Here is a 15,642-nt window from a genome sequence, read left to right on the forward strand (position 1 = left end):
CGCAGGGAGAGGAGATTCCAGGGGCAAGGGCACAGAAGCGAGTTACGAGTTTCGAAAGGCAAACACCACCAGAGGCAGGTTTTGGGTTTCGAAACTCGCTTCTCGTGACTCGTAACTCTCCTTTTCCTCGTCAGGACTCGGATTCGCACCTCAAGAGGAGCTCCTACAGCAACTCCGACCTCCGCCCAGAGGTCACTGTAGGAGTTCCTCTCGAGGGACGAACCGCGCGCAGCGCGTCGACTCTGTGCATCCCGAGGCCCGGCNAGGTACCATTCAGCACAATGTGTCTTTTCTCGCAGCGAGAAGCTCGTAGCTAGTAGCTGCTTTCAACAAAGGATTGAACGTGTCCCAAATCGCCGATGCCGTCAGCTACCTGAAACGCAGCCTGGACCTGGCCCGCAGCAAGGAACTCCGCCCCTACGTCATCATTCCGTTGATTTTTAACATCGTGGTGTTCGGCGGCCTCTACTGGGCCAGTGGCAGCTGGATTGGCGGCTGGATTGCAGCGTCCACCGCAGACTGGGCGTTCACTGGCTTCTGGGCGTTTCTCAACGGAGCCATCGAGTTCATGCTGGATGCTGCCATTATCCTCGTGTGGATCCTGCTGCTGGCCCTGTTCGCCAGTATCTTCTCCATCGGTGTACAGCTGATCGCCGCCCCTTTCATGGGTTTTCTGGCGGAAAAAGTGGATTTTCAGGTCACCCGACACCCCATGCCTGACGAAACCATTCCCGCCATGATTCTGCGGACCTTCAAGCGGGAACTGCGCAAGACCTGGTACTGGCTGTGGCGAGCGGTGCTGGTCCTGTTTGTGGTGGGGGTGATCTACTTCATTCCCGTGATCAATGTGTTTGCCTCAGCCATCTGGTTCCTGTGGTCCGGCTGGCTACTGGCCATGCAATACATCGATTTCGGCGCCGATAACCGTCAGGTGCCATTTGAAGTGATGCTGGAGCGCCTGAAAAGCAAACGCTGGCTGGTCCTTACCTTCGGCGCCATCGTCATGGGCCTGACCATGATCCCGCTGGTGAACCTGTTCATCATGCCGGTGGCAGTGATTGCGGGAACGCTGATCTGGGTGGAGCAGTTGAGTTCTGAATTAATAGTTAATAATGAATAGCTGCGCGAGCAGCGATTGTCTTCATACCAAGCAATGAGGCCGCGCCCAAACTCTGGACGCGGCCTCATTCGTTTCAAAACCTCAAATAACGTCTCGCGACGTTATTAATTATTCATTATTAACTATTAATTGCTCTCTAATTAGCGCATAAAACCGAGCTCACGCAGCTGATGAATCCTGTCCCGAGTCGCCGCCGCGTCCTCGAACTCCAGGTTCTTGGCGTGCTCCATCATCTTCGCTTCCAGCTTCTTGATTTCCTTGGCCAATTGCGCCGGCGACATGGCTTCATAGGGTGACGTTTCCGCCGCCACTTTCTTGTGCCTGCCTTTGCCTGCCTTGCGATCGAACTGACTGCCTCCGGTATCGTCCATAATGTCGCGGACCTTCTTGTTGAGGGCCTGCGGCGTAATGCCGTGTTCCTTGTTGAAAGCTTCCTGTTTTTCGCGACGACGGTCGGTTTCGCCGATGGCCCGCTCCATGGAACCGGTCATCTTGTCCGCATAAAGAATGGCGCGGCCGTTCACGTTTCGTGCCGCCCGTCCGATGGTCTGGATCAGGGAGCGGTCTGAACGCAGGAAACCTTCCTTGTCCGCATCCAGAATGGCCACCAGGGCCACCTCTGGCATATCCAGGCCTTCTCGCAGCAGGTTGATGCCCACCAACACGTCGAACTTGCCTAACCGCAAGTCGCGAATAATCTCTACCCGCTCCACCGTATCGATGTCCGAATGCAGATAGCGCACCGCGATACCATGTTCGTTCAAGTACTCAGTGAGATCTTCCGCCATACGCTTGGTGAGCGTAGTCACCAACACACGCTCGCCTTTGGCGATGCACTCCTTGGCCTCGCCCAGCAGGTCATCCACCTGGGTAGACGCCGGACGAATCTCAATCTGTGGATCCACCAGGCCCGTGGGGCGCACCACCTGTTCCACGACCTGCCCGGTGTATTTCTCTTCATAGGGCCCCGGCGTCGCAGAGACAAACACCATCTGCGGCGCCAGGCGCTCCCACTCTTCGAACTTTAGCGGGCGGTTATCCATGGCCGAAGGCAGCCGGAAACCGAAATTCACCAGGGTTTCCTTGCGCGAGCGGTCGCCCTTGTACATGGCACCCAGCTGGGGAATGGTCACGTGAGATTCGTCGGCAATCAGTAGCGCATTCTCGGGCAGGTAATCGAACAGGGTGGGCGGTGCCTCACCCGGCGCACGTCCGGAGAAGAGGCGGGAGTAGTTCTCCACCCCATTGCAGTAGCCCAGCTCCTGCAGCATCTCGATATCAAATCGGGTGCGCTGCTCCAGCCGCTGGGCTTCCACCAGCTTGTTCTGCTCTTTCAGTTCCTTGAGCCGCGCATCCAGCTCTTCCTTGATCATGTCCACGGCCTTTAGCACCACGTCCCGGGGGGTCACATAATGGCTCTTGGGATAGATGGTGATGCGGCTCACCCGGCGGATCACCTCCCCGGTGAGCGGATCGAAGATGCTGATGGATTCCACCTCGTCATCGAACAATTCGATGCGAACCGCCTCTTTTTCCTCTTCTGCCGGAAAAATATCGATCACATCCCCGCGCACCCGGTATGTGGCCCGGCGGAAATCCATCTCGTTGCGGGTGTACTGCAGTTCCGCCAGACGGCGCAGCAGATCACGCTGGTCAATGCTGTCGCCGCGCACCAGATGCAACACCATGGCGTGATAGCTGGCCGGGTCACCCAGACCGTAGATGGCTGACACCGTGGCCACGATGATGGTGTCCTGGCGCTCCAGGATCGCCTTGGTGGCCGACAGCCGCATCTGCTCAATCTGCTCGTTTACTGAGGCATCCTTCTCGATGAAGGTATCCGAGCTCGGCACGTAGGCTTCCGGCTGGTAATAGTCGTAGTAAGAAACGAAGTATTCCACCGCGTTTTCCGGGAAGAACTCCTTGAACTCCCCGTACAGCTGAGCCGCCAGCGTCTTGTTGGGCGCCATGATGATGGTGGGCCGCCCGGTCTGCTGGATCACGTTGGCCATAGTGAAGGTCTTGCCCGAGCCGGTTACCCCCAGCAGGGTCTGATGTCCCAGACCATCATTGATCCCCTCGATCAGTTGGGCAGTGGCCGTGGGCTGGTCGCCCGCCGGCTGGTAATCGGAATGGAGCTTGAACAGGCTTTCAGACATGGACACACCCTGATATCCGCCCACCCGGTCGGGCAGGCAGCAAAATCGAACGATTCAAAATCGGCACATAGTGTAGCAGAGCCGGCTTTGCAAAGGCGTGAATTACCCTTTCCACGCCGGGGCTAAGATTCGCGCCTCAATGGCGTATTCGCTGCGCTCACCCTTCGGGCCGCACTCCGTGCGTTACTCCGCTCCGCTACATTCCTACAGCAACCTTAAGCGTTTGGGCGAGAAAAGAACGCCATTGCCTTCAGCAGGGTATATCCCCGTTAGAGAGAGTCGGGGAACGGAGCCCTGTGACGGCGTAGAGCAAAAAAACCTGTCTGAGCGGAGCGAGTCTTTTTTGCGTCCGTCACAGGGCGAGTACCGGAGTGTGCCTGCGGAGCAGGCCGAACGGAGTCGGGGTGGCGGGGAGTCCAGAGGGGGAGCCAGTTCCCCCTTTGGGCCCGTCCGGCGAGGACAAGCACGTATCATGGTGCGATGGCATCTCAGCAGATACTGCGTCACTCAGGTGGGGCCACCATCACCTCAGGTTTGCACCTCGAGAGGTACTCCTACAGGGGCACGATTAAGCGCCGGAACAAACCTGACCCTGGTCAGCCTGGGCGCCCCCCCTCCCACCCTCAGGAAATACGGGACATTCCCTGCCAAGTCCGGTAAAATGCCGGCCCCTTTCTGCGCCAAAAGCGCAGCCATACGACTCTTTATGACGAACGAGGAGTGCATGTCCGATATCAGCCTTTCCGACCGCGTACAACGCATCAAACCGTCTCCTACCCTGGCCATCACCGCCAAAGCCGGTGAACTTCGCGCGCAGGGCAAAGACATTATTGGGCTGGGCGCCGGTGAGCCGGATTTCGATACCCCGGATCACATCAAGCAAGCCGCCATCGAAGCAATCAACGCCGGCAAGACCAAATACACCCCGGTCGACGGCACTCCCGGTCTGAAAAAAGCCATTATCGACAAGTACAAGCGCGATAACGGTCTGGACTACGAAGCGAGCCAGATCCTGGTCTCCAGCGGTGGCAAGCAGTCCTTCTTCAACATGGCTCTGGCCCTGTTGAACGACGGCGACGAAGCCATCATTCCCGCTCCCTACTGGGTAAGCTACCCGGACATGGTGCTGGTTGCCGGCGGTGTGCCGGTGATCCTCGAAACCGACGTGAACAGCCGTTTCAAGATCACCCCGGAACAGCTGGAAGCGGCGATCACCCCGAAAACCCGCCTGTTCGTGATCAACAGCCCGTCCAACCCGTCCGGCATGGCCTACTCCATCGAAGAGCTGGCCGCCATCGGTGAAGTGCTCAAGAAGCACCCGAACATCATCGTCGCCACCGACGACATGTACGAGCACATCCTGTGGACCGGTAAGCCGTTCGTGAACATCCTGAATGCCACCCCGGAGCTGTACGACCGCACCGTGGTCATGAATGGCGTCTCCAAGGCCTACTCCATGACCGGCTGGCGCATCGGCTACGCCGCAGGCCCACAGAAGCTGATTGCCGCCATGAAGAAGGTGCAGTCCCAATCCACCTCCAACCCGGCCTCCATCAGCCAGGCCGCAGCTGAAGCTGCACTCAATGGCGATCAGGGCTGCGTTGACGAGATGGTCAAGCACTTCAAGGAGCGTCACGACTACCTGACCGCCGCTCTGGATGCCCTGCCCGGCGTCAAGTGCGCCCAGGGTGACGGCACCTTCTATGCCTTCCCGGACTTCTCCGACGCCATCGCCAACATGGACGGCGTCGAAACCGACACCGACCTGGCCGCCCTGCTGCTGGAAACCGCCGAAGTAGCCCTGGTACCGGGTTCCGCCTTCGGCGCACCGGGCTGCATGCGCCTGTCTTTTGCCGTTGGCATGGACACCTTGAAGGAAGCCATCCGCCGAATTGAGCAAGCTCTGGCTAAATAATCGGCAAACGCACCACGGGGGTGTTGACGACCCCCAGGTGCGTCACTAATATACGCGCCTCAAGACATTCCGCCTTAGCTCAGTTGGTAGAGCAAATGACTGTTAATCATTGGGTCGCTGGTTCGAGCCCAGCAGGCGGAGCCAAACAGAAAAGGGCTTATCCAAACGGGTAAGCCCTTTTTTCTTGCCCCAATGATTGGTTGCCCTGCGGTCAACAGTTAATCATTGGTGAATTCAATTGAATTCACCTGGTTCGAGCCCAGCAGGCGGAGCCAAATAAGGAAAGCCCGGTATCGCAAGGTACCGGGCTTTTTCTTTGTCCAATGACTGGTCGCCCTGCGGCCAGAGGCTCGTCGCTGATTCCCCTTCCCGTAGGAGCGTCGCTGGCGGCGCGATCCGAGACCAGGATCAAAAGCATTTTCACCACAGAGGATACAGACGTCTTAGAGGAAACCGACTTCCCCTCAGTGTTCGCCGCTCCTCTTTTGACCTTCCTTGTATTGCAGCTTGCAGCTTGCGGCTTGAAGCTGCTGCCACCCCCTCCGAATTGTGGATAGCTTTCAACATGGTAGAATCCCCCCTCGCCTGACAGTTGCCTACGACATGGAGACAGGCTTTGACACTGCCCACCCACAATGAGCTGAGCATGCACCAGGACCCCATCACCATCTCGCCATCACGCCACAACCGCTGGTATGAGCGAATTCTTCTGAATCCGGTGATTGGCCATTTGCTCGCATTGGCAGCCATCATTCCCGGTGCACAGTTCATCAGCTATCAAGCCTGGATCCAGAATGACAACCAGGCCATTACTCTGGGACTGCTTGGCGTTTGTTACGTCATCAGCATTTATCTGGGCAGGAATATTGCCAAGTTCGCAGGTGGCAAGGCGGTATCGCATATTCTTGGGACCTGCCTGGTTGCAGTGGCGCTCATTATCGCGCTGGTATTACTCCTCAGAATCGAATATGCACGCACATCACTGTTTTTGGGAGTCATGCTTCTGCTAGCAACTCAGGTGGTGGCCGTAATTATCAACCGCCGCTTTCGCAGTCTGAAACTGGCTCTCATCCCTTCAAAAGCCATTGAAAAACTGCTGCCCCGAAATGCCAGAAATCTTGAATTTCGGTTACTGGAATCGCCGTCGCTTGGTGACACACGCTTTGATGGCATTGTTGTCGATATGGATGCAGACCTTGAGGACGAATGGATCCGGTTCATCAGTCACTGCAACATCTCCGGCATGCCCGTATTCAATGCCCGCAAGGTCACGGAAACACTGGATGGCAAGGTAAACCTCTCCACGCTGCAAAGCACAGATTTGGCCAACCTCCAGCCGCAACCAGTTTATCTGGCCGCCAAAAGGGCATTCGATATTCTCATGACTCTGCTGGTGGCGCCCTTCCTGCTACCAATCTGCCTGATCGTGGCCGCCCTGATTCGCCTCGACTCCCCCGGCCCGGCCCTGTTTGTCCAGCACCGCATCGGTAAAGGCAACCGCGTATTTCGCATGTATAAATTCCGCTCCATGCGTCCCCATGATAACGACAACCTTGCTCCACAGTTTGCAGATCAGGATGCACATCGAATCACACGACTCGGCGCCTTCATTCGTAAATTCCGCATCGATGAATTACCGCAATTCTTCAATGTACTGAAAGGCGACATGAGCCTGATCGGCCCTCGCCCCGAACAACCCGGCTTTGTGGAAAAGTTTGAAGCCGAAGTGCCTTACTACAGCTACCGACACATTGTGCGACCCGGCATCACCGGTTGGGCCCAGGTCAACCACGGTTATGCCGTCGATACCGAAACCACCAGGGAAAAAGTGGAACACGATTTCTACTACATCAAGAACCTTTCCCCGGCGCTGGATTTCCTGGTCATCCTGCTCACCCTGAAAACCATCGCCACCGGCTTTGGTGCCATGTGATGGCAACGGCCTTGCAAAGAATCAGCATCATCATCCCCATCTTCCAACACTGGGAGCTCACTGTTGTCCTTTTTGACGCCCTGCGAGCACAAAGCCTGAGCCAAGAGCTCTGGGAGTGCTTTATTGTTGATAATGGGTCCGATCAGGTGCCCGATCAAAGTGAGTTACCCGATTTTGTGACTCTGTTGGAGTGCCCTACGCCAGGTTCTTATGCAGCACGTAACAAGGGGCTGCAACACGCACAGGGCGAGTTACTGGTATTTACCGATGCTGACTGCAAGCCCCAACCTGACTGGCTGGAACGACTTTGGCATGAGTACCAACAACAGTCTGCCCCTCAGCTAATCGCTGGCGGGGTAACAGTCAAACGCTTCCTGTCCGGCACGCCTAACGCCATCGAAACCTATGACATGGCCATGGGGCTGCCCCAAGCTCGCTACATACAGCGCGGGTATGCCGTAACCGCGAATCTTTCCATTCCCCGCAGGGTGTTCGACGCCATTGGCAACTTTGATGATCAGCGCTTCTCTGGTGGCGACGCAGAAATCTGCCGACGGGCTGCGGCAAATGGATTTACGCTGACCTACCTGCCCAATGCCGAAGTGCTTCACCCCGCCCGCGATTCCTGGGAAGAGCTGATCACCAAGCTGAAACGGCAGAAAGGCGGACAGGTACGCTCCGGCCCCAAGAAACAACGTGTAAAATTCATCATCAAAACGTTGATCCCACCTGTCTGGCTTTTCTGGTACGCGATGCGCAGTGACAAGATCACGTCTCGACAAAAGATTACCGTCCTGCGAGTACAAACATTGCTATGGCTGGTGGAAATTTCTGAAACTGCGAGATTGCTTGCCAATGGCAAACTGGAACGCAGATAGCCATGAATGAGCCACTGGTTTCAATCATCACTCCTTGTTTCAATGCATCAGAGACTCTTGGCAGAACCGTCGTTTCCATTATGGAACAGACCTTTATGGACTGGGAGCTACTGCTCGTTGATGACTGCTCAAGTGATGACACTTGCAAAAAGGCGGAAGCGTTCAGCGCAAAAGATTCGCGCATCAAATTGATTAGACAGCCCCAGAACGGCGGAGCTGCACGCGCGCGCAATGCGGGTATTGATCTGGCCAAAGGCAGATACATTGCCTTCCTTGATGCCGACGACAGCTGGCACCCTGAAAAACTGCAACGCCAGTTAGCGCTCATGCAGCGCAACCAATGGCCGCTTTCCTTTACCAGTTACACCCGTGTTACTGAAGACGGCGCCATCCTTAACCAGGTAGGCGTGCCCGAAACTGTAACCTACAGGCAGCTTTTGAAGACCAATGTCATTGGTTGCTCTACGGCCATGTATGACACAGCCAGGGTTGGCAAAGTCCACATGCCAGACATGCGCAGACGCCAGGATTTTGGCTTGTGGTTACGAATTTTGAAAATCATCCCCAAAGGCTATGGCATCAATGGGGAACCGCTAACCGTTTACCGGGTGATGGAGAAATCGCTCTCTTCCAACAAGGGGGAAAGCGCCACCTACAACTGGCATTTATACCGCCGAGAAGAAGACTTATCCCTCATCATGAGTTGTTATTATTTTGCTAATTATGCATTAAGAGGAGCGCTGCGCAGCAAATTGCCTGCCCTTGCGAAATTGCTGGGCTGGTTACACGAGCCGATAATAAAATAACCTCTGTCCCAGCCCCGAATCAGGCGTACCCATCCGGATTCTTTTTTTGCCACGACCAGTGATCCCGGCACATGCCATCAATGTCGTGTGTCGCCTTCCAGCCCAGCACCTTCTCCGCATGGGCAGGATCCGCATAGCAACTGGCCACATCCCCCGGTCGGCGCTCTACAATCTTGTAAGAAATTTCTTTGCCTGAGGCTTTGGCAAACGCCTGAACCATCTCCAGTACGCTATACCCACGGCCCGTTCCCAGATTGGTTGTCAGCATGCCGGCATTCGCGCCCAGAGTCTCCAGCGCAGCAAGATGCCCTGCGGCCAGATCCATCACATGAATATAATCCCTAACGCCAGTGCCATCCGGCGTCGAGTAATCGCCACCGAACACACTCAGAGAGTCTCGCTTACCCACAGCTACCTGAGCGACAAATGGCATCAAGTTGTTGGGGATGCCACCTGGATCCTCTCCAATCTCACCGCTTGGATGAGCGCCGACGGGATTGAAATAACGAAGCAGTGCCAACCGCCAGGTATCGTCAGATCGATACAGATCACGCAACATATCTTCGATATGCAGCTTGGTGGCGCCATACGGATTGGTGGCACTGAGGGGAAAGTCTTCCTTGATAGGAACAGAGGCTGGATCACCGTAAACCGTCGCCGAAGAGCTGAACACTAACGTTTTGACTCCTGCCTTCTGCATGGACTCCAGCAATCGAACAGTGCCCACAACATTGCAGTCATAGTAACGCAATGGCTGTGCGACGGATTCGCCGACTGCCTTCAGGCCGGCAAAATGTATCACCGCAGCAACGTCGTGCTCATCGAACAGCTTATCCAGGCAATCCTGATCACGGATATCACCCTCGATGAAAGTCAGTACACGACCAGTCAACCTCTGCACCCGGCGCAGACTCTCCTCGCTACTGTTGGAAAGGTTATCAAGCACCACGACCTCGTGCCCGGCTTCCAGGAGAAGCAGAACGGTATGAGAACCAATATATCCAGCCCCACCAGTAACCAGCACTTTCTTCATTGATGTCATCCTGATCCGCCTCCTCCTTGAGGTAGTAACAATTTTACCGCTGTAGCTCTCTGTGCCCTTTAGGGTATACCTGCAAGCGAAATCGTATTATCGACTCGCTTCAGGATTATGCCGCTAGCCTGGAGATCGCTTGCAGGCAAACTCCTACGCCTTCAACTGACAGCCGCCATGGCGGCATTCACATTCGCCTCGAATAGCGCGCGAATACGGCCCAAGGCCACCTCATTATCCGCCTCGAAGCGTAATACCAGCTTGGGCGACGTATTCGACGCCCGGCACAGGCCCCAGCCATCCGCATAATCCATGCGAATACCGTCAATCACCCGACGCTCGCCCTCACCGAAATCTGCCTTGCTCTGCAGATAGTCCACAATCGCGAACTTGTTCTCCTCGGTGACCTCAATGTTGATTTCCGGGGTGGTGCACAGCGACGGGAAACGGCCGAACATGGCATCAGCATCCCCGTCAGAGCGGCTGATTATGCCGAGAATCCGCGCCGCTGCGACCAACGCATCATCAAAGCCATACCAATCTTCGGCAAAGAAGATATGGCCACTCATTTCCCCCGCCAGCAAGGCGCCAGTTTCTTTCATTCGCGCCTTTATCAGGGAGTGGCCGGTCTGCCACATTTCCGGCTCGCCCCCCGCCTGACGAATCACGTCAAACAGGGTACCGGTACACTTCACATCGAAAATCACTTTTGCACCCGGATTACGACTCACCATATCCTCGGCGAGCGCCATCAACAGGATATCCGGGTAGACCACCTCTCCTGCCGGCGTGACCACCCCTACCCGGTCACCATCACCGTCAAACGCCAAGCCCAGATCGGCTTTTTGTGACTTCACCGCGGCAATCAGGTCAACCAGATTTTTCATATCACCCGGATCCGGGTGATGATTGGGGAAGGTGCCATCCACCTCGGTGAATAGAGGCACCACTTCACACCCCAGGGCAGCAAGGGCTTGAGGAGCCTGCACGCCGGTAATGCCATTACCGCAATCCACTACTACCTTCATCGGGCGTGCCAGCGAGTGAGCGGCCAGAAACGCTTGCTGATAGGCTTCCAGCACATCACATTCCCGATAGCCCCCCCGCTGCTCTGACGTCTCCAGATCACCCTCAATAATCCGCTGACGCAACGCCTGGATACGATCACCTGACAAGGTAGTGCCATCAATTACGATCTTGAACCCGTTGTAATTGCCGGGGTTATGGCTTCCAGTAAGCATCACTCCGGAATTGAGTCCCTCGAGATGGTATGTCGCGAAGTAGAGCCCCGGGGTGGGCACCATGCCCACGTCCACCACATCACAGCCTGTAGCCCGGATACCGTCACTCAGCGCCTTTACCAGCGCCGGTCCTGACAATCGGCCATCCCGCGCAACCGCAATAGCAGTTTGCCCGTGCGACAGGACTTCAGAGCCGATGCTTCGCCCGATCAGATATGCCCATTCATCGGTCAGCGTGTCTTCGTAAATACCACGGATGTCATAGGCTCGGAAAATTGAGGAGGGAATGGGGGTACTCATTAGGGAAATCATCCTGATAACTGGCCGAATGCTTAAGGCGCCATCATACGTTAAATGCGTTGGAATCGCAGGCCGGCGAGACTCCAGCCACAGCCAATTCTATGGAGGCCTCACGAATGCTGAAAAGTCGCAAAAGGCGCCGCAAGTGATGCTCAGCCCGGCAGTTTGGCTTCCGCCAATGAACGCCCCTGAGCGTCTTTTTCGGATAGCAGCACCGGCCCCTTCTGAGGCCAACGAATAGCGAGGTCCGGATCAGCCCAGTGGATACATTGCTCCGAATCTGGAGAATAGAATTCAGTGCATTTATACTGGATTTCTGCAAGATCACTGAGCACAAGAAAGCCATGAGCAAAGCCCGGAGGAATCCAGAACTGGGCCTTGTTGTCGCCAGACAGATAGGTCCCGACCCACTGAAAGCGGGTGGGCGAACCCATCCGCAGATCAACAGCCACATCAAAAACCTCTCCCCGGCTACAACGCACCAGCTTCCCCTGAGGCTGATCAAGCTGGTAATGCAACCCGCGCAGCGTGTGCCTGACCGAAAGACTATGATTATCCTGAACAAAATCTGCCGCGATCCCGACTTCTGCATACGCACGTGCATTCCAGCTTTCCATGAAAAAGCCGCGTGAGTCATCAAAGACCTCAGGCTGGATCAGTTTCACATCGGGAATGCGGGTAGCAGTGATCAGCATGTGAGCTCGTCCTCATCAAGGTGCACTTTGGTGCCCCAAAGGGGTTACTGGCCAGAAAAGACACACCGTCCCGGTCTTTCCAGGAAAGTCATTTCTGCTTACTGGAAATATGCCGGGCAAGAGCCAAAGAGGAAGCATCCAGATCCGCCGCCGAGTCTGGGTCCGCCAGCACCTCCAGCATATCGGTGGCGATCACCTTGCCCATCTCTACCCCCCACTGATCAAAGGGGTTAATCCCCCAGATCACTGCCTGCACAAACACCTTGTGCTCATACATGGACAGCAAAGCACCGAGTACACGGGGAGACAGTTCATCCAGCACCAACGTGGTACTGGGCTGATTACCGTGATAACGCTTATAGGATGGCAACGCCAGCGCAGGGTCCAGAGCTTTCTCTCCCAGTGCCAGAAGACGAGACTGAGCCAGACAATTGGCATTCGACAAAGCATGCTGACTTTCCAACTCGCCCAAGGCCTCGGAATGCACCGCTTCGGTGTAACGCCGTGCCGTCATCAAAAACTCGCAGGCGATGGCCTGTGTGCCCTGGTGCAGAAGCTGGAAAAACGCATGTTGGGCATTCGGTCCCACCTCGCCCCAGATCACCGGGCAGGTGTCGTATTCCACTGGCTCCCCGGAGCGGGAAACGCTTTTGCCGTTGGACTCCATTTCCAGCTGCTCGAGATAGGCCGGTAGGTGCTTTAGGCGCCCATCGTAAGGCAGCACAGCCCGGGCACGAATATCCAGAAAGTTGATATTCCAGACATCGACCAGCGCCAGCATGACCGGAATATTGGTCTCCCACGGTCGGGTACGGCAATGCTCATCCATCTCATGGGCGCCGGCTAGCATCTCCCTGAAACCGGCCATACCTACCGTCAGCGCAATCGGCAAACCGATGGCAGACCAAAGCGAGTAACGACCGCCGACCCAATCCCAGAAAAGCAGCTGGTTGTCCGGTGTGATGCCCCACTCGGCCATGCGCTCCGCATTGGCGGAAATACCGATGAAATGGCAACGCAATAGCGCTCCATCGTCGTAATCCAGCCCCAGCCCCCGAGCCAGCCACTGCCTAGCAGTTCTGGCATTATGCAGTGTGTCGACGGTAGTAAAGGATTTGGAGGACACCAGGAACAGGGTTGTCCTCGGGTTCAGCTCCTGCAGTATCTGGGAGACCTGACTGCCATCCATTGAGGAAGCGAAGTGAATACGGGGACGGCACAATCCTTCAGGAGGAAGGCAGGACTGCAAGGCAAAGGCAGCCATTAAGGGACCTAGATCTGACCCCCCCACGCCCACATTCACCACATCCGTGATGGCATCACCCAGTACCCCCCGCCAATGGCCCTTGAGGATACGATCCGCCATCCCCTCCATGGCATCCAGCTGTTCATGCACCCCCGGCGCCTTGTCCGCAGGCTCACGCAGACACCAGTGTTTGGCGGCACGCCCCTCGGTACAATTCACTTCGGCGCCGCCAAAAAGGGCATCCATCCAGTGTCTTAATTGACGTTCGTCTGCCAGTTTCACCAGCAGGTCCCGGCTCTCGTCGGTAAGGCGCTGCTTGCTGAAATCCGCCAAAAGCCCAACATCTTCGAGACTGAAACGGCCAAAACGGTCCTTATCCGACGCGAAAAACTCAGCCAGATGAAGAGATTTTTCCTGTTCGGCACGCTGCACCAGCTGTGACCAGATCGTACTGATAGTAAGAACGTCCTGTTCCGGAACCATGATTAACGCCCTATCCCTCTATACACCAGCCCCTGCTCCCTGACAAAGGCGGGCTCATAAATATTTCGGCCATCCAGAATCAAAGGCTCACGCATGACTCGCTTCAAACGCTGCCAATCCGGGCTCCAGTAGGGCTTCCACTCGGTAATCAGCATCAGCGCATCGGCGCCTTCTGCTGCCTCATAGGGGTCGTTACACAGGGTCAATGCACCACGCCCCTGGGCCCAGTGTTCCAGGTCCGCCAGGGCTTTCGGATCATGTACAGAAACCTCGACCCCCTGCGCCCACAGGGCTTCAATCACTTTCAGGGCAGGGGCATTGTCTACCCGATGGGTGCCGGGCTTGAACGCCACGCCCCACAGCGCCACCTTCTTACCCGCCACATTACCCTGATGGAACTGCCAGAACTTGCGGAACAGCACTTCCTTCTGTCGCTCATTGGTCTGCAGTACCTGCTCAAGGAGGCCGGGCTCCGCGGCTCGCTCATTCAGCGCATCCACCAGCGCAAGCACGTTGCGGCTCAGACCGGGCCCACCGAATCCACAGCCCGGATACAGGTAGGACTCACCAATGCGCGGGTCGGCTCCCATGGCGACCCGCACCACATCAATATCGACACCCAACGATTCAGACAAGCTGGCCATGTCGTTCATATAGCTGATACGAGTAGCAAGAATGCCGCTGATGGCAAGCTTGGAAAACTCTGCCTCACGCAGGCTCATGACCTGGATCACATCCTTGCGGCGATTGAAGGGTCGCAATAGCTCACGCACCATGCCCTCGCCTTCGCCGTCTTCACAACCAAGCAGAATGCTGTCCGGGCGGGTGAAGGTCTGGAAGGCGTTGCCTTCCTGAATCAGATCAGGCAGCGCGACCAGTACCGCACGGGGATCTACGCTCTTGAGGATTGTGCGAAGCTGCTCCGCCGTGCCTACTGGCCCCACCGTCTGGTTTACGATCACACCACACCCGGTTGAGCCTGCGAGCGTTTTCACCAGCTGCTCTGCCACGGCTTCCTGGCCGGGCAGCAAGGCCAGAAACACCGCATCCGGTATTCCAGAGGGGGCATCGTCCCAGAAGCCGGTGGTCAAGCGGCCGCTCTCCAGCTGATCCGCACACAGACGATCCAGTCCCTGCTCCCGAAACAGCGGACGCCCTTGGGCAAGTCGCTCCCGAGAGGCTGGCTCCACCACACACCAATTAACCTGATGCCCCGTCTGAGCCATGGCTGTGGCCGTCACCTGAGCACACAAGGTATCGCCATAAACTGTTATCTGCATAGAACCTCAGCTACGAGCAGCTAGCCTCAAGCCTCAAGCTGCAAGGAAAAACCTCATCGGACTGCCAGCCCGACGCCATGAATAATTCACTGCATTCGTGACAACTGCTCAACCTCTTCAATCCATCGGCCACTCACCACTTCGGAGATACAACCGATTCGATGACCAATGTCCATCTGTGTACGTAATTCGCCTGCGGAACCTTCCGCGTAATTGAGAAAAAGAGCCTTTTCCCGATCAGACTGTCTTTCAAAGCCTTCCGCAATGTTTGAAGGTAAAGAAAGCGACGATCGAGTTATCTGGTCTCGAAACCCAAAATCGCGATGCCCTTCAAAATGCACAGAAACCTCAACGCTCAATTCCACCGAGCGCTTCCAGATCTCCAAACTCTCAAACCGCATCCCTGCTCATTATAAAAGTTTCCATCCTTGGGAACTTTTTCAGTTTTCTATATCTCACAAGTGTAGCTTGTAGCTTGTAGCTTGTAGCTTGTAGCTTGTAGCTTGTAGCTTGTAGCTTGTAGCTTGTAGCTTGTAGCTTGTAGCTTGTAGCT

Annotated in this window: 12 protein-coding genes and 1 tRNA gene; 6 read left to right on the plus strand and 7 right to left on the minus strand. The window is 56.0% G+C overall.

Annotation, left to right across the window (positions count from 1 at the left end):
- Positions 1-343: 343 nt before the first annotated feature.
- The gene (gene cysZ / locus GQF00_RS04395) at positions 344-1,120 is read left to right on the plus strand and encodes a sulfate transporter CysZ (protein ID WP_161317901.1); all 777 of its coding nucleotides are present in this window, start codon (positions 344-346) and stop codon (positions 1,118-1,120) included.
- A gap of 140 nt (positions 1,121-1,260) precedes the next feature.
- On the opposite strand, the gene uvrB is transcribed toward cysZ, so the two are convergent.
- A complete protein-coding gene (gene uvrB, locus GQF00_RS04400) occupies positions 1,261-3,279 on the minus strand; it encodes an excinuclease ABC subunit UvrB (RefSeq protein WP_161317902.1) in 2,019 nt (672 codons plus the stop codon).
- Between the two features lie 724 nt (positions 3,280-4,003).
- Here uvrB and GQF00_RS04405 point away from each other — a divergent pair.
- From GQF00_RS04405 to GQF00_RS04425, 5 genes are all read left to right on the plus strand, one after another.
- Complete coding sequence (locus tag GQF00_RS04405) at positions 4,004-5,194, plus strand: pyridoxal phosphate-dependent aminotransferase (protein ID WP_161317903.1); 1,191 nt, start codon at positions 4,004-4,006, stop codon at positions 5,192-5,194.
- A gap of 68 nt (positions 5,195-5,262) precedes the next feature.
- Positions 5,263-5,338, plus strand: a tRNA-Asn gene (locus tag GQF00_RS04410).
- A gap of 472 nt (positions 5,339-5,810) precedes the next feature.
- A complete protein-coding gene (locus tag GQF00_RS04415) occupies positions 5,811-7,127 on the plus strand; it encodes a sugar transferase (protein WP_237440375.1) in 1,317 nt (438 codons plus the stop codon).
- The gene (locus GQF00_RS04420; protein WP_202560341.1) at positions 7,127-8,005 is read left to right on the plus strand and encodes a glycosyltransferase family 2 protein; all 879 of its coding nucleotides are present in this window, start codon (positions 7,127-7,129) and stop codon (positions 8,003-8,005) included. Before GQF00_RS04415 ends, GQF00_RS04420 begins: the two co-directional genes overlap by 1 nt.
- A gap of 2 nt (positions 8,006-8,007) precedes the next feature.
- A complete protein-coding gene (locus GQF00_RS04425) occupies positions 8,008-8,811 on the plus strand; it encodes a glycosyltransferase family 2 protein (RefSeq protein ID WP_161317904.1) in 804 nt (267 codons plus the stop codon).
- 19 nt (positions 8,812-8,830) lie between these two features.
- Here the strand turns inward: GQF00_RS04425 and galE are convergent, their stop codons facing one another.
- From galE to GQF00_RS04455, 6 genes are all read right to left on the minus strand, one after another.
- A complete protein-coding gene (gene galE / locus GQF00_RS04430; protein WP_161317905.1) occupies positions 8,831-9,844 on the minus strand; it encodes a UDP-glucose 4-epimerase GalE in 1,014 nt (337 codons plus the stop codon).
- A gap of 161 nt (positions 9,845-10,005) precedes the next feature.
- Positions 10,006-11,385, minus strand: coding sequence for a phosphomannomutase/phosphoglucomutase (locus GQF00_RS04435; RefSeq protein WP_161317906.1), 1,380 nt, complete (start codon positions 11,383-11,385; stop codon positions 10,006-10,008).
- A 152-nt stretch (positions 11,386-11,537) separates the two neighbouring features.
- Positions 11,538-12,080 carry a dTDP-4-dehydrorhamnose 3,5-epimerase gene (rfbC, locus tag GQF00_RS04440; protein ID WP_161317907.1) on the minus strand — a complete coding sequence of 181 codons (543 nt, stop codon included), beginning with the start codon at positions 12,078-12,080 and terminating at the stop codon, positions 11,538-11,540.
- Positions 12,081-12,168: 88 nt separating this feature from the next.
- A complete protein-coding gene (gene pgi / locus GQF00_RS04445) occupies positions 12,169-13,809 on the minus strand; it encodes a glucose-6-phosphate isomerase (RefSeq protein WP_161317908.1) in 1,641 nt (546 codons plus the stop codon).
- Positions 13,810-13,811: 2 nt separating this feature from the next.
- Entirely contained in the window at positions 13,812-15,089 is a 1,278-nt protein-coding gene (locus GQF00_RS04450) for a UDP-glucose/GDP-mannose dehydrogenase family protein (RefSeq protein ID WP_161317909.1), read from the minus strand.
- 86 nt (positions 15,090-15,175) lie between these two features.
- On the minus strand, positions 15,176-15,490 hold the full coding sequence (locus GQF00_RS04455; RefSeq protein WP_161317910.1) for a four helix bundle protein: 315 nt from the start codon (positions 15,488-15,490) through the stop codon (positions 15,176-15,178).
- Positions 15,491-15,642 lie beyond the last annotated feature (152 nt).

Origin of the sequence: Alcanivorax sp. DP30 (assembly GCF_009882945.1) — a bacterium.
Classification (GTDB): domain Bacteria; phylum Pseudomonadota; class Gammaproteobacteria; order Pseudomonadales; family Alcanivoracaceae; genus Alcanivorax.

Excerpts from the sequence above, each read along its gene's own strand:
- GQF00_RS04435 (WP_161317906.1), bottom strand. The coding sequence starts at position 11,385 with ATGAGTACCCCCATTCCCTCCTCAATTTTCCGAGCCTATGACATCCGT.
- GQF00_RS04405 (WP_161317903.1), top strand. The coding sequence starts at position 4,004 with ATGTCCGATATCAGCCTTTCCGACCGCGTACAACGCATCAAACCGTCT.
- GQF00_RS04455 (WP_161317910.1), bottom strand. The coding sequence starts at position 15,490 with ATGCGGTTTGAGAGTTTGGAGATCTGGAAGCGCTCGGTGGAATTGAGC.
- GQF00_RS04425 (WP_161317904.1), top strand. The coding sequence starts at position 8,008 with ATGAATGAGCCACTGGTTTCAATCATCACTCCTTGTTTCAATGCATCA.
- uvrB (WP_161317902.1), bottom strand. The coding sequence starts at position 3,279 with ATGTCTGAAAGCCTGTTCAAGCTCCATTCCGATTACCAGCCGGCGGGC.
- pgi (WP_161317908.1), bottom strand. The coding sequence starts at position 13,809 with ATGGTTCCGGAACAGGACGTTCTTACTATCAGTACGATCTGGTCACAG.
- GQF00_RS04420 (WP_202560341.1), top strand. The coding sequence starts at position 7,127 with ATGGCAACGGCCTTGCAAAGAATCAGCATCATCATCCCCATCTTCCAA.
- rfbC (WP_161317907.1), bottom strand. The coding sequence starts at position 12,080 with ATGCTGATCACTGCTACCCGCATTCCCGATGTGAAACTGATCCAGCCT.
- GQF00_RS04450 (WP_161317909.1), bottom strand. The coding sequence starts at position 15,089 with ATGCAGATAACAGTTTATGGCGATACCTTGTGTGCTCAGGTGACGGCC.
- galE (WP_161317905.1), bottom strand. The coding sequence starts at position 9,844 with ATGAAGAAAGTGCTGGTTACTGGTGGGGCTGGATATATTGGTTCTCAT.